The organism is Elusimicrobiota bacterium, from assembly GCA_016788905.1.
Taxonomy (GTDB): domain Bacteria; phylum Elusimicrobiota; class Elusimicrobia; order FEN-1173; family FEN-1173; genus JADKHR01.
In genome coordinates this window covers 29,196-43,447 of the sequence record JAEURZ010000011.1, presented here as the reverse complement: position 1 = coordinate 43,447, position 14,252 = coordinate 29,196, and the positions used below count along the sequence as shown (strand labels likewise).

Annotated in this window: 6 protein-coding genes; all 6 read left to right on the top strand. The window is 54.3% G+C overall.

Translation table 11 applies throughout. The annotated features are described in order from the left end of the window. The first annotated feature begins 20 nt into the window (after positions 1-20). Genes glgX through treY form a run of 6 tightly spaced genes read left to right on the top strand, consistent with a single transcriptional unit; the run spans position 21 to position 14,145 of the window. Positions 21-2,162 (top strand): glycogen debranching protein GlgX, encoded by a 2,142-nt coding sequence (gene glgX / locus JNK54_06155; GenBank protein MBL8023848.1) that lies wholly within the window; start codon positions 21-23, stop codon positions 2,160-2,162. Next, positions 2,159-4,183, top strand: coding sequence for an alpha-1,4-glucan--maltose-1-phosphate maltosyltransferase (locus JNK54_06150; protein ID MBL8023847.1), 2,025 nt, complete (start codon positions 2,159-2,161; stop codon positions 4,181-4,183). Before glgX ends, JNK54_06150 begins: the two co-directional genes overlap by 4 nt. Then, the gene (gene treS, locus JNK54_06145) at positions 4,180-7,542 is read left to right on the top strand and encodes a maltose alpha-D-glucosyltransferase (protein ID MBL8023846.1); all 3,363 of its coding nucleotides are present in this window, start codon (positions 4,180-4,182) and stop codon (positions 7,540-7,542) included. Before JNK54_06150 ends, treS begins: the two co-directional genes overlap by 4 nt. Next, positions 7,539-9,440, top strand: coding sequence for a 1,4-alpha-glucan branching protein GlgB (gene glgB / locus JNK54_06140; GenBank protein MBL8023845.1), 1,902 nt, complete (start codon positions 7,539-7,541; stop codon positions 9,438-9,440). Before treS ends, glgB begins: the two co-directional genes overlap by 4 nt. Continuing rightward, positions 9,437-11,269, top strand: coding sequence for a malto-oligosyltrehalose trehalohydrolase (gene treZ, locus JNK54_06135; protein MBL8023844.1), 1,833 nt, complete (start codon positions 9,437-9,439; stop codon positions 11,267-11,269). The genes glgB and treZ overlap by 4 nt, the downstream gene beginning before the upstream one ends. Next, on the top strand, positions 11,269-14,145 hold the full coding sequence (gene treY, locus JNK54_06130) for a malto-oligosyltrehalose synthase (GenBank protein ID MBL8023843.1): 2,877 nt from the start codon (positions 11,269-11,271) through the stop codon (positions 14,143-14,145). The genes treZ and treY overlap by 1 nt, the downstream gene beginning before the upstream one ends. The last annotated feature ends 107 nt before the right edge of the window (positions 14,146-14,252 follow it).

Genomic DNA, 14,252 nt, shown 5'->3' with positions numbered 1-14,252 from the left:
TCACTCATAGGAACACCACCATGCCAATAAAACCCGGACAACCCTACCCTCTCGGCGCGAACTGGGACGGACGCGGGGTCAACTTCTCTCTCTTCTCTGAAAACGCCACCAAAGTGGAGCTTTGCCTCTTTGACTCTGTGGACGCGAAGGTGGAATCCGAACGAATCCCCCTCACCGCCCGCACCGATATGGCGTGGCACATTTACCTTCCGGACCTGCGGCCTGGACAGTTGTACGGCTACCGGGTCCATGGCCCCTACGATCCGACCCAAGGCCATCGATTTAATCCCGCTAAAATTGTCATGGACCCCTACGCCAAAGCCGTGGCCCGTCCCGTCACATGGTCCGACGAAATGTTTGGCTACAGGATCGGCGACCCCGAAGCCGACCTGTCCATGGACGACCGGGATAACGCCGCCTTTGCTCCCCTGGCCGCGGTGGCCGACACGGCCTTCACTTGGGGCAACGACACAGCGCCTCGAACCCCATGGCACAAAACGCTTATTTACGAATTGCACGTTAAAGGCTTTACAAAGCTTCACCCCGATGTGCCTGAAAAACTTCGAGGGACCTACGCGGCCCTTTCCACAGAACCCGTCATTAAACATCTCAAAGAGCTTGGCGTGACCGCTGTTGAATTAATGCCTGTGCATCACCACGCGAACGATCGACACTTGGTGGAAAAGGGATTGAGCAATTACTGGGGCTACAACACTCTGGCTTTTTTCGCTCCCGACCCAAGATACGCGGCCGCCGCCAACGCGGTGGATTCCATACGGGAATTCAAAAACATGGTTCGGGCCCTCCACGAAGAAGGAATCGAGGTCATTTTGGATGTCGTCTATAACCACACAGCGGAAGGGAGCCATCTGGGCCCCACCCTTTCCCTGAGGGGGATTGACAACGCCGCCTATTACCGTCTCACGGAAGACAAACGTTATTGCATGGACTACACGGGCTGCGGCAACACGCTCAACATGACTCACCCACGGGTCTTGCAAATGATCATGGACAGCCTTCGTTATTGGGTGACCGAAATGCACGTGGACGGATTCCGCTTCGATCTGGCCAGCGCCCTGGCTCGGGAACTGCACGAAGTGGATAAATTGGGGGCTTTCTTTGACATCATTCACCAAGACCCCGTCATTTCCCAGGTCAAATTAATTGCGGAACCCTGGGATCTGGGTCAGGGGGGCTATCAGGTCGGCAATTTCCCTGTGGGATGGACCGAGTGGAACGGAAAATACCGCGATTCCGTTCGGAGTTTCTGGAAGGGGGATGGGGGGGTCCTCTCCGAATTCGCCACGCGAATTGCGGGATCCAGCGATTTGTACGAACAAAGCGGTCGGCGCCCGTACGCCAGCATCAATTTCATCACGGCCCATGACGGATTTACTCTCAACGACCTGGTCAGCTACAACGATAAACACAACGAGGCCAACGGAGAAGGCAACCGCGATGGGGAAGACCACAATCGGAGTTGGAACTGCGGAGCCGAAGGTCCCACGGAGGACCCGGCTGTTTTAGCCCTTCGGGAACGCCAAAAGCGCAACCTATTATCCACCCTCTTTTTGTCGCAGGGGGTCGCCATGCTGGTCGCGGGGGACGAAATGGGCCGAACCCAAGGGGGGAACAACAACGCCTATTGCCAAGACAACGAAATCAGTTGGGTGAATTGGGACTTGGACCCTACCCAAAAAGAACTCCTGGAATTCACGAAAAGGGTGTCCGGTCTCTGTCGACGCCACGCCATTTTTCAGCGCCACAATTTCTTCCAAGGCAAGCCGATCCGTGGACGGGATGCTAAAGATATACTATGGTTAGACCCATCCGGTGAAGAAATGACGGACGAAAGCTGGTCCCAGGGGTTTGCCAAGTGTTTCGGTGTGCAGCTGGCTGGAGACAGCATCTCGGATGTGGACGAAGAGGGGACACGGCGTGTGGATCAAACCTTCCTTCTTTTACTGAACGCTCATCACGAAACAATACCGTTCACCCCACCTCCTCCCAAACCGGGACACAGATGGGAGTGCGTGCTGGACACCGCCGAAAGCAAAAACACTCCGCTCCTGCTTAGGCCCGGTGCCAAATTCGAGTTGCGCGGGCGTACGTTCGTGGCGGTTCGTGCGGTTAAAATGAGTCGGAGGGCCACCATAAGATGAACCGTTCAAAAAAGACTATTTCCCCAGCAAGCATCCCATCCGCTTTTTCTCGCGTCGTTATTGAGAACGTTCGACCCCAAGTCGACAACGGACGGTTCCCCATTAAGCGCGTCACGGGGGACAGCGTTGGTGTCTCGGGGTTCATTCACGCGGACGGGCACGACACCTTAACCGCGGTTCTCCAGTGGAGAAAAAAAGGGGAGTCCCCATGGAAAGAGATCCCCATGGTCCTCCGCGGGCCAGGAACCGATATTTGGGACGCTTCTTTTGTTGTCGATACGATGGGCCGCTATGAATACACAATCGAAGCGTGGATTGACCCTTTCCTTTCATGGCGAAAGGAACTGAGCAAGAAGGTGGAAGCGGGGCAAGACGTGGCCTTGGTGTTGGAAGAAGGAGCCCGGATGATGGAACGGGTTTCAAAAAAGCCTTCTCTTTCGGAAGCCACGCTTTTTAAAGAAAAAACCCATCAATTGAGGAACGCCGCGTCCCCGGAAGCAGGGAGAATGGCAGCGGAAGATCCCACCTTAGCGGCCGCCATGTTTCGGTGTTCCGAGCGGCGAGGGGCCGCACGGGCCCAAACGATTTACCAGGTATTGGTCGAACGACCCCGGGCCGCCTACGGGGCGTGGTATGAAATGTTTCCTCGATCCACATCCACCATCCCTGGCCGGGCCGGCACTCTGAAAGATTGTAAAGATCGACTTTCTTACGTGGCCGACATGGGGTTTGATGTGGTGTATCTCCCCCCCATCCACCCGATCGGGAAAAGTTTTCGTAAAGGGCCCAACAACACGTTGAACCCAGGCCCAAAAGATCCTGGGAGCCCCTGGGCCATCGGTGGTTCTGCCGGTGGACATAAATCCGTTCATCCTGATCTAGGAACTTTGGCCGATTTTGATGCTCTCGTGGCCGAGGCCAAACGCTTAAAGCTTGAGTTGGCGCTCGACATTGCTTTTCAATGTTCCCCAGACCATCCCTACGTCAAGGAACACCCCGAATGGTTTAGCCATCGACCTGACAACACCATCAAATACGCCGAAAACCCCCCGAAAAAATATCAAGACATCTATCCGCTCAATTTCGAGTGCGACGCCTGGCAAGCTTTGTGGGAAGAGCTAAAAAGCGTCTTCACTTTTTGGGCCGCGCGCGGCGTGCGCGTCTTTCGCGTGGACAATCCCCACACAAAGCCGTTCCCCTTTTGGGAATGGGTCATCGCGGAAGTCCGAAAGGATTACCCCGATTCGGTCTTTCTGGCGGAAGCCTTCACCCGACCTCCCGTTCTCAAATTTTTGGCTAAAAGCGGTTTTTCCCAGTCTTACACGTATTTTACCTGGCGAAATACAAAAAAAGAGCTCACGGACTACTTCACAGAACTCACCCAAACATCGGTGCGGGAGTACCTTCGCCCCAACCTGTTCGCGAACACACCTGACATTCTGCACGAATATTTGCAAACCGGTGGGCGTCCGGCCCATCAAATTCGCTTTGCCCTGGCGGCCACTTTGGGGGCCACTTACGGCATTTATGGACCCGTGTTTGAATTGGCGGAAAACGCCGCCATCCATGGAACCGAAGAATACCTCAACTCTGAGAAATACCAGGTGCGTTATTGGGACCTGAATCAAGGGGACCCCCTCCGGGATTTCATTGCGCACGTGAACGCCATTCGCCGGGTGAACCCCGCGCTCCAGTCGAACGGAGGGCTTCGTTTTCATCCCATTGATAACGAAAGCCTCTTGGCCTACAGCAAATCCAACACGGATGGGACCAATCTATTGCTGACGGTCGTCAATCTGGACCCCTATACGCCCCAATCGGGATGGGTCACGCTGCCCACAGCGGAGTGGGGCCTTTCGGCGGGAGAATCCTACCAGGTCCACGATCTGGTGAGCGATGCCCGCTATTTCTGGCACGGCGATCGAAACTACATCCGGTTGGATCCCGCGGCGACTCCCGTCCACATTTTTCGTTTACGTCGAAAAATAAAAACCGAAAAGGACTTTGACTATTTCCTATGAGCCCCAAAAAACCCGGAAAAGAAAAAGTTAAGAAAGTCCCCCTGACGTCCGAACCCATGTGGTATAAAGACGCCATTATTTACGAAATCCACGTCAAATCGTTTTTTGATTCCAACGACGACGGGGTAGGGGACTTCCCGGGTCTGATTCAAAAACTTGATTATTTCCAAAGCCTGGGCGTGAATTGCCTTTGGCTACTTCCCTTTTACCCTTCCCCCCTAAAAGATGATGGTTACGACATTTCCGATTACGAGAACATCCACCCCACCTACGGGACCATGAAAGATTTTCGCAATTTCATTAAAGAAACCCATAAACGGGGCATCCGCGTCATCACCGAATTGGTTGTCAATCACACATCGGATCAGCATCCGTGGTTCCAGGCCGCCCGAAAAGCCGCTCCCGGCTCCGCCGCGCGAAATTTTTATGTGTGGAGTGACACGGACCAACTCTATAAAGAAGCCCGCATTATTTTCACGGACAGTGAAAAATCCAATTGGACGTGGGACCCGGTGGCCAAGGCCTATTATTGGCACCGTTTTTTCCACCACCAGCCCGACCTCAATTTCGATAACCCCCAAGTGGTTCGCGCCGTCATGAAGACGATGCGGTTCTGGCTGGACGCGGGGGTGGACGGAGTCCGATTGGACGCGGTGCCCTACCTCATTGAGCGAGATGGGACGTCCTGTGAAAACCTGCCCGAGACACACAAAATTCTGAAGAGGCTTCGGAAGGAAATGGATCGACGATACAAAGACAGAATGTTTTTGGCTGAAGCCAATCAGTGGCCCGCGGATGTGCGGGCCTATTATGGCGACGGGGACGAGTGCCATATGGCGTTTCATTTCCCCCTCATGCCGCGGCTGTTCATGGCCCTCCGCCAGGAAGACCGCCACCCCATCACAGAAATCATCCGGCAAACACCGGAAATCCCTCCCAATTGCCAGTGGGCCATTTTCCTTCGCAACCACGACGAATTGACCTTGGAAATGGTAACGGACGAAGAACGAGACTACATGTATGACGAGTATGCCAACGATCCCCAAATGCGGCTCAACATCGGAATTCGCCGACGCTTGGCGCCCCTCATGGACCACAGCCGACGGCAACTGGAATTGCTGACCAGCATTCTGCTTTCCTTTCCTGGAACACCCCTCATTTATTACGGGGACGAGTTGGGAATGGGCGACAACGTGTTTTTGGGTGACCGGAACGGTGTGCGAACCCCCATGCAATGGACCGGGGACCGGAACGCTGGGTTTTCCCGAGCGGATCCCGCACGCCTCTTTTGCCCCCCCATCATGGATCCGGTCTATGGATACCAATCCATCAGCGTCGAAGCCCAGGAACGGGACCCCTCCTCCTTGCTGAATTGGATGCGGCGCATGATTGCCCTTCGCAAGCATTATAAAGTCTTTGGGCGAGGGACCATGGAGTTCATCTACCCCCAAAACCGGAATATTCTGGCCTACGTACGCCGCTACGAAAACGACACGATTTTGGCCGTGGTCAACCTTTCCCGGAATGTTCAACCGGTGGAATTGGACCTGTCCCAATTCAAAGGCCTCACCCCCGTGGAACTCATGGGTCGGGTGGAGTTCCCTTCCATTGGGGACCTTCCCTACTTTCTCACTCTGAGTCCGCATTCTTTTTATTGGTTCCAAATTCAACGACCTACCGCCAGTGCCACCACCCGCGCCGTGGAAGTCACCGACTTCCCAGCCCTTCCGGTGACAACTGGAAAGGAATCAGGTCAAGATCTTTTCGTGGGGCGGTCCAAGAAACTTTTGGAAACCAACCTGTTGCCCGCCTTCATTTTCCGTCAACGGTGGTTTGCCGGCAAAGGGCGTCGCCAAATGACCTGCAGGATCACCGATTGGGGCGAATTGGTCGGGGGCGAATCACCGACGTTTTTCCTCATGGTGACGGTGGATGGCATGTCGGGGGCCCCCGATCGTTACGCCATTCCGTTGGCCATCGCGCGAGGAGAGGCCGCAACAGCTCTGGTGCAAAGCGCGCCAGGTTCCATTGTTGCACGATTGGGGAGTGGAGAATCCCCAGCTCTTCTGTATGACGCCGCTCGAGATGATGCCGCGGGACGCGCGTGGATCGAAACGATTGAGTCTTCCCATAAAATTGAAACCCAAAAGGGCAGTTTGCGAGGGGAAGTCACCCCCGCTTTCGCTCAAGTGTTACGCGACACGGACAAGCCCTTTAAAATCGCTCCGCTTTCCGCCGAGCAAAGCAACACGTCTATCCTTTACGGAGAACGGTTTATCCTCAAAATATTCCGGCGCCTTTCCCCCGGGATTAATCCGGACTGGGAAATTGGCCGTCACCTCACACAGAATACCGAATTCAAAAATGCTCCCAGAACCTGCGGGATGTTGGAATACGTGGCCAAGGGTGAGGAACCCTCCACCTTTGGGATTCTCCATCAACAACGGGAAAACCAAGGAAGCGGATGGACCCACGCGCTGAACGAACTGAAACGCTATTTCGAACGGGTTTTGACGCGATCAGATAATGAAATACCACCGGAGATTCCGAAAGCCGTCATCCAGGCCAAAGAAGACCTTCCGCCCATCGTTACGGAAACCATCGGCGTCTACATGAATGCCGCTTCCACATTGGGCCGCCGCACCGCGGAACTCCACCAGGCGTTGGCGACCGCACCTGAGGGAGAGACCGCCTTCACGCCCGAACCCTTAACCGTTCAAGACATGACCTCGGCCGTGACGGAAATGAAAGTCATGGCACAGAAATCCTTGCGGGCCCTTGAATACGCTTTGGGACGACTTTCCGGAGACGCCCGAGACAAGGCCCATCGGGTTCTCAGTGAACGGACTCGGCTCTTGGATCGATTGAAGTCCCCAAAATCCGTAAACCTCCCTGGGGGTCGCATTCGTTGCCATGGGGACTACCACCTGGGCCAAGTCTTGTGGGTGGAAAACGACTTTGTGATCCTTGATTTCGAAGGAGAGCCCTCTCGCACCTTGGAAGATCGGCGGGCCAAACAATCGCCACTAAAAGATGTGGCGGGTATGTTGGGCTCCATTGATTACGCCGTGCACACGGCCTTGGCCCAATTGGCCTTGGATCGCCCGGAGATCGCGGGACGTATGGTTCCCTGGGCCATGCTGTGGCGAAACGCCGTCTCTTTAGCGTTTCTCAAAACCTACCGGCAGACCGCGGAAGGAAAAGGATTTTCTCCTGAAGAGGACGAGCTCTTTGATTCGATCCTGAATCTTTACTTGTTGGATAAGTCCTTTTATGAGCTCCATTACGAAATCAATAACCGCCCCAATTGGGCCTATATCCCCATGGAAAAACTACTCGCCTTTCTGGATAAAAAATGACGACTCCTCTCTTCTCCGATTTCGATCTTCATTTAATCTCTGAAGGGACCCATTACCAAACCTACGACAAGCTGGGTGCCCATGGGATCACACACGAGGGAAAAACAGGAACCCGCTTTTCCGTTTGGGCCCCTGACGCCAAAGCCGTGAGCGTCATCGGCGATTTCAATGGATGGAACGAAAATGCCCATTCTATGCAAGTTTTGGGCTCTTCCGGTGTCTGGGCCACCTTTATTCCTGATGTGGGTCCCGGCACTTTATATAAATTTGTGATCTGGTCACGGCACCAAGGGCAACGTCTTGAAAAAGCCGATCCCTACGCTTTTGCCGCTGAAATACGCCCGCGAAGTGCGTCCAAGGTATGGGATCTATCCAAATTCCATTGGAACGATCACGAGTGGATGTCCAACCGCAAAGGCGTCCAATCCCTGGGAGCTCCCCAATCCATTTACGAAGTTCACTTGGGATCCTGGCAACGGGTACCGGAAGAGGGCAATCGCTGGCTGACCTACAGAGAACTGGCCCCACGCCTCGTCGATTACGTAAAACATATGGGCTTTACCCACATCGAACTTCTTCCACCGGCGGAACATCCCTTTGATGGCTCTTGGGGGTATCAGGTGGTTGGTTATTTCGCTCCCACCAGCCGGTTCGGAACTCCGGACGACTTCATGTTTTTCATGGACACCCTCCACCAAAACGGAATTGGAGTGATCGTGGATTGGGTTCCAGCCCATTTCCCACGGGACGCCCATGGGCTCGGCCTCTTTGACGGATCCCATCTGTACGAACACGCGGATCCCCGCCTCGGCGAACAGAAAGATTGGGGAACCTTCATCTTCAATTATGGTCGACGGGAGATCGCCAACTTTCTCATTTCCAACGCCCTCTTTTGGCTGGACAAATATCACGTGGACGGCCTTCGCGTCGACGCCGTGGCCTCCATGCTCTATTTGGATTATTCACGAAAGAACGGGGAATGGATTCCGAACAAATACGGCGGACGGGAGAACCTGGACGCCATCGATTTCCTCCGTCGGGTGAACGAACAGATCGGCGAACGTTTTCCGGATGTTTTGGTTATGGCCGAGGAATCCACGGCCTGGCCCATGGTCACGAGACCTCCCCATTTGGGCGGGTTGGGTTTTCATGTCAAATGGGACATGGGCTGGATGCACGACACCCTTTCTTATTTCGCGGAAGACCCCGTTCATAGAAAGTACCACCACAACAAACTGACTTTCCGTCAAATTTACGCGTTCTCCGAAAACTTCATTATGCCTTTGTCCCATGACGAAGTGGTCCATGGTAAGGGATCCTTGATCAACAAGATGCCTGGAGACCATTGGTCTAAATTCGCAAATCTTCGCTTGCTGTTCGCCTATCAATTCCTTCAACCTGGGAAGAAACTTCTTTTCATGGGAGACGAGTTTGGTCAATGGCGCGAATGGAACCACGACCAAAGCTTGGACTGGCATCTCCTGGACGATCCGGCCCACCGAGGGCTGCACCGGTGGGTGCGTGATTTGAACACTTTTTACCGGGGCGAACCCGCGGCCCATGAGCGGGACGCGGATTCCCGAGGGTTTCAATGGATTGATTGCAATGATTCGGAACAAAGCGTTCTCCTCTTTCTCCGTTTGGGCCACCGTATCGAAGACGCCCTGGTGATCGGCATGAATTTCACTCCTATTCCTCGTCCTAATTACCGCATTGGCGTTCCCGCAGCGGGAGAATGGGAAGAAATTTTAAACAGCGACGCGCCCCTGTATGGGGGAAGCGGTCAAGGGAACATGGGAGGCGTCTCATCCACACCGGTTCGCTTCCATGGGCGCTCCCACTCCATTAATGTGACTCTCCCGCCTTTGGGTGCGGTGGTCTTTCGAGCCAAACGTTGACGGCCGCTTCTCCACTCACCCTCGGCGCCTTTCCCGACGCCTCAGGCGTTCGGTTTTGCCTCTGGGCCCCCACAGCCCAGAAAGTGGATGTTGTCCTGGAATCATCCCCCTCCGCTCAATCGGTGGCTCTGGGTAAGGACACGAATGGCTATTTTAGGGGGTTTGTTCCGAACCTAAAATCCAACACCCTTTACCGGTATCGCGTGGATGGAAAGGGGCCCTTTCCTGACCCGACCTCCCGATTCCAACCCCAGGGGGTCCATGGCCCTTCCGAAATCGTAGATCCTAAAACCTTTCAATGGACCGACAAGGCATGGAAAGGGGTTCCCTGGAAAAAACTAAGTTTTTACGAGGTCCATGTGGGGACTTTCTCTTCAGAAGGAACGTTCGAAGGGGTTCGAAAGAAACTTCCCTATTTAAAAGATCTGGGTATCACGGCCGTGGAACTGATGCCCGTCGCTGATTTTCCCGGCGACCGAAACTGGGGCTACGATGGAGTCAGCCTGTTCGCCCCGTCCCGGGCCTACGGGCGACCGGAAGACCTGAGACGCTTGGTGGACACGGCCCACGGGCTGGGCCTCTCTCTCTTTTTGGATGTGGTGTATAATCACCTCGGTCCGGATGGAAACTATCTCGGTGCGTACAGTCCCCATTATTTCACAGAGCGACATAAAAGTTCCTGGGGCGCGGGAGTGAATTTGGATGGCCCCGAAAGCGGCCCCGTGCGGCGCTTTTTCAGTGAAAACGCCCTGCGCTGGATTGAGGAATACCATATCGATGGGCTGCGTCTCGACGCCACTCACGCTCTCATGGATGACAGCCCCACCCACTTTCTGACCGAACTCACCGAAACAGTTGAAAAAAGATTTCCCGATCGCCAGGTGTATCTGGTGGCGGAAGATCACCGAAATTTGAACGATATGGTTCGCCCTCGAACAGAGGGAGGGTGGGGTTTAGACGCCGTTTGGGCCGACGATCTCCACCACCAAGTGAGGGTCCATTTGGCGGGAGACCGGGACGGCTACTACGCGGATTTTTCCGGAACAATTAACGACATCGCTGAAACCGTTCGCCACGGGTGGTTCTTTTGTGGCCAACATTCAAAACATTTAGGAGAACCCCGGGGCACCGCACCGGTCTCCCCGGAACGGTGTGTGGTCTGTATCCAAAACCACGACCAGGTTGGGAACAGGGCCTTGGGTGATCGGCTAAACCACGGAATAGATCCGGCGGCCTATCGTGCCGCCACAGCTTTGCTTCTGACAGCCCCTGAAATTCCCCTTCTTTTTATGGGCCAAGAATTTGCCTCCAGCTCCCCCTTCCTTTATTTCACGGACCATAATGAGGAACTGGGTCGCCTGGTCACCCAGGGACGACGGGAAGAGTTCAAATCGTTCAAAGCCTTTGCGGATCCCGCAATTCGAAATAATATTCCAGACCCCCAAGCCCTCGCCACCTTTGAAAAGAGCCGATTGATTTGGGAAGAACGGAACCGATCTCCTCACCGGGAAATGGAATCCTTCTACCGAGCCCTTTTGGTCTTTCGCCAACAGTCGGGTTTTCTGGACGAAGGGAAATCATTGAAAGTCTCAACCCCGGACACCGAGACACTTGTTTTCGAACGGCCCACCAGCCTGGTGATCCTTCGTCTTAAAGGATCCGGCACCTGCGAATTTAAAAATGAAGGAAATCCTTGGGAACGGGCCTTCTCCAGCGAAGACAAACAATTTTCAGATTCCCCCCTTCCCCTGCACGTGGAAATTTCGCCTGTTAAAATAGCGGTGACGTTCCATCAACCCGGGGCTGTTATTTTTAAACGGAAGCGTTAATGGCCACTGCACCTTTACCCAAAGAGGGGCCCAGGGTGCCCCTCGCCACCCGGAAACCCGTCAGCACCTACCGCTTCCAACTCAATAAAAATTTTACTTTCCGTGACGCCGAAGCTCTTATCCCTTACCTGGCGGACCTGGGGATCACGGACGTCTACACTTCACCCCTTTTCATGGCCGTTCCGGGAAGCATGCATGGCTACGACATATGCGATCACTCCCGTCTTAATCCCGAGTTGGGTTCCGAAGAAGATTTTGACCGATTTTGCGGCTCATTGCGTTCGCACCACATGGGCCTTGTGGTGGATTTTGTCCCGAACCACGTGGGGGCCCACCCATCCGCCAACGCTTGGTGGCGCGACGTTCTGGAAAACGGCCCGTCATCGCCCTTTGCCACCTACTTTGACATTGACTTCGACCCTGTTAAATCGGAATTAAAAGACAAACTTTTATTGCCGATCCTGGGGGACCAGTATGGGCGCGTCCTCGAGCGAGGGGAGCTGAAACTGGAATACGCCCGGGGTGTTTTCTCTTTGGCTTACTTTGACAACAACCTCCCGATCAACCCAAGGCCGGCGGCCTACGTTTTAAACCACAACATGGACGCGCTGAAATCCGCTCTTCCCCCCGATGACCCGGGCCTTCGTGAACTTCTGAGCGTGCATACCGCTCTTTTAAACCTTCCCCCCTACACAGAACGCTCTCCCGAAGCCATCGAACTTCGAGCCCGGGAAAAAACGGTTTGCAGGGACCGGTTGGCCAAATTAACCGAGACGTCCGAGGTTGTTCGTCGCCATATTGAAGATAACGTTCGCCTCTACAACGAAGAGGGGAAAGAAGCCAAATCCTTTGACCTCTTGCACACCCTCCTGGAATCGCAACCCTACCGACTGGCCTACTGGCGAACGGCGTTGGATGAAATCAATTACCGACGATTTTTTGACATCAATGAATTGGCAGGTCTTCGCCAAGAGGTCCCGGAAGTTTTTGATAACGTCCACAAACTTCTCTTTGATTTGATCCGACAGGGTAAAATCACTGGCCTTCGTCTTGATCACATTGACGGCCTTCACGACCCCGCGGGATACCTGGAAAAACTTCAGGCGCGCTTGACCGAACTGACCGGAGCCCCCCTGTACGTGGTGGTCGAGAAAATCACCTCGGCGGGAGAGATCCTTCCGGACTGGCCTGTGGACGGGACCACAGGGTACGACTTTCTTAACGACGTGAACGGCCTCTTCATCGAACCCCGCAATGCCCTTCTCTTAAAACGGTTCTACGCCCGGTTTTCCAACCGGAACGAACCCTTTTCCCAAATCGTTTATCAAAGCAAATACATGATTATGGTTGATTCCATGATCAGCGAATTAACGGTTCTGGCACATCGACTGAACCGAGATTCAGAAAAAGACCGCCAAACCCGAGACTTTACCTTGGAAAGCCTCCGTCGCGCTCTTCGCGAAATCGTGGCGGCTTTCCCCATCTACCGAACCTACGTCGATGCAAAAGGCTGGTCCGAAACGGATGCGAAAATCGTGGACACAGCCCTGGCGAGAACCCGCCAACGGCACCCCACCCTGGAACCCACGATCATGCAATTTATCCGAGACCGGCTCTTGCCCCCGCGGAACGGGTCGGGCAATTCCCCCCCAGGGCGTTCAGATTTCGCCATGCGATTTCAACAATACACGGCCCCGGTTCAAGCCAAGGGGTTCGAAGACACGGCTTTCTATCGCTATAATCTCTTGCTCTCTCTAAATGAAGTGGGAGGTGACCCCAACCGGTTTGGGCGGTCACTCAATGAGTTCCATGAAAACAACCGGAGCCGACGGGAGAACCACCCGACCGCCCTTTTGTCCACGGCCACACACGACACGAAACGCGGCGAAGACGCCCGGGCCCGATTGAATGTCCTCTCTGAAATCCCCATGGAGTGGCGGTCCAAGGTCATGGAATGGGCGCGAATGAACGCGGGCCACAAAACATCTCTTTCCGCAGAAGAAGCCCCGGACCGGAACGACGAATACTTTTTTTACCAAGCCCTACTTGGATTTTGGCCCGCGGAAGGCCCCTTGGAGGACACAGGGCTGAACCGATTGAAATCTTATCTCATTAAGGCCCTCCGGGAAGCAAAAACCAAGACATCTTGGGTTCACAACAACGAACCCTACGAAAGCGCCATGACTCAATTTGCCGAAAAAGTATTGACGGGTCCTAAATCAAAAAAGTTTATTGAATCGTTCCTGCCTTTTCAGAAAAAAGTGGCTTTTCACGGCATGCTGAACGCTTTATCTCAGGTTGTGCTTAAACACACGTCGCCGGGGATTCCGGACCTATACCAAGGCTGTGAATTTTGGGATTTAAGCCTAGCCGATCCGGACAACCGACGCCCCGTGGATTTCGTGGCGAGAGGGAATTGTTTGAAAGAAGTTGCTTCCCCAGAGGGAAGGGTTTCCCTTCCGCTCTTACTCAATCACTGGTGGGATGGGAAAGTTAAGTTTCATATGACGTCCCTGCTCCTTCGCTTGCGAAAAGAGAACCCCGATCTTTTTCTCAAGGGGGACTACACCCCTTTGCACGTGGACGGTCCTTTGGACGAAAATCTCGTGGCGTTTTCCCGCCAATGGGGTGAACACCGCCTGATCGTGGCTGTGGCCCGGCGCACTGTGGGATTGGGCTATACCGAAAGGGAAGGGGCTTCCTGGAAAACACCGTGGAGTCACACGCGGTTGGTTCTCCCGCGCGAATGGCCTTCCCTTCCACTCACCGATCTTCTCACCGGGCGATCCCTTACTCCAAACGGTGGGTCCCCCCCGAACATTCTCGGGTCAGACCTCTTCCAAGACCTCCCGGTAGCCGTCTTTCTTAACAGATAAATTTTCCCCTCCACTGAGCAGCGTTCGGGTCGGCTTCGATTCCCTTCACCGAACCGTCCGTATACAAGGAAGGCCGGACCACAAATCGGTCCGGCCTTCCTTCATAA

Bases quoted from the DNA above. Each gene is read 5' to 3' on its own strand.
- treS (MBL8023846.1), top strand. From the start codon at position 4,180: ATGAGCCCCAAAAAACCCGGAAAAGAAAAAGTTAAGAAAGTCCCCCTG.
- glgB (MBL8023845.1), top strand. From the start codon at position 7,539: ATGACGACTCCTCTCTTCTCCGATTTCGATCTTCATTTAATCTCTGAA.
- glgX (MBL8023848.1), top strand. From the start codon at position 21: ATGCCAATAAAACCCGGACAACCCTACCCTCTCGGCGCGAACTGGGAC.
- treY (MBL8023843.1), top strand. From the start codon at position 11,269: ATGGCCACTGCACCTTTACCCAAAGAGGGGCCCAGGGTGCCCCTCGCC.
- JNK54_06150 (MBL8023847.1), top strand. From the start codon at position 2,159: ATGAACCGTTCAAAAAAGACTATTTCCCCAGCAAGCATCCCATCCGCT.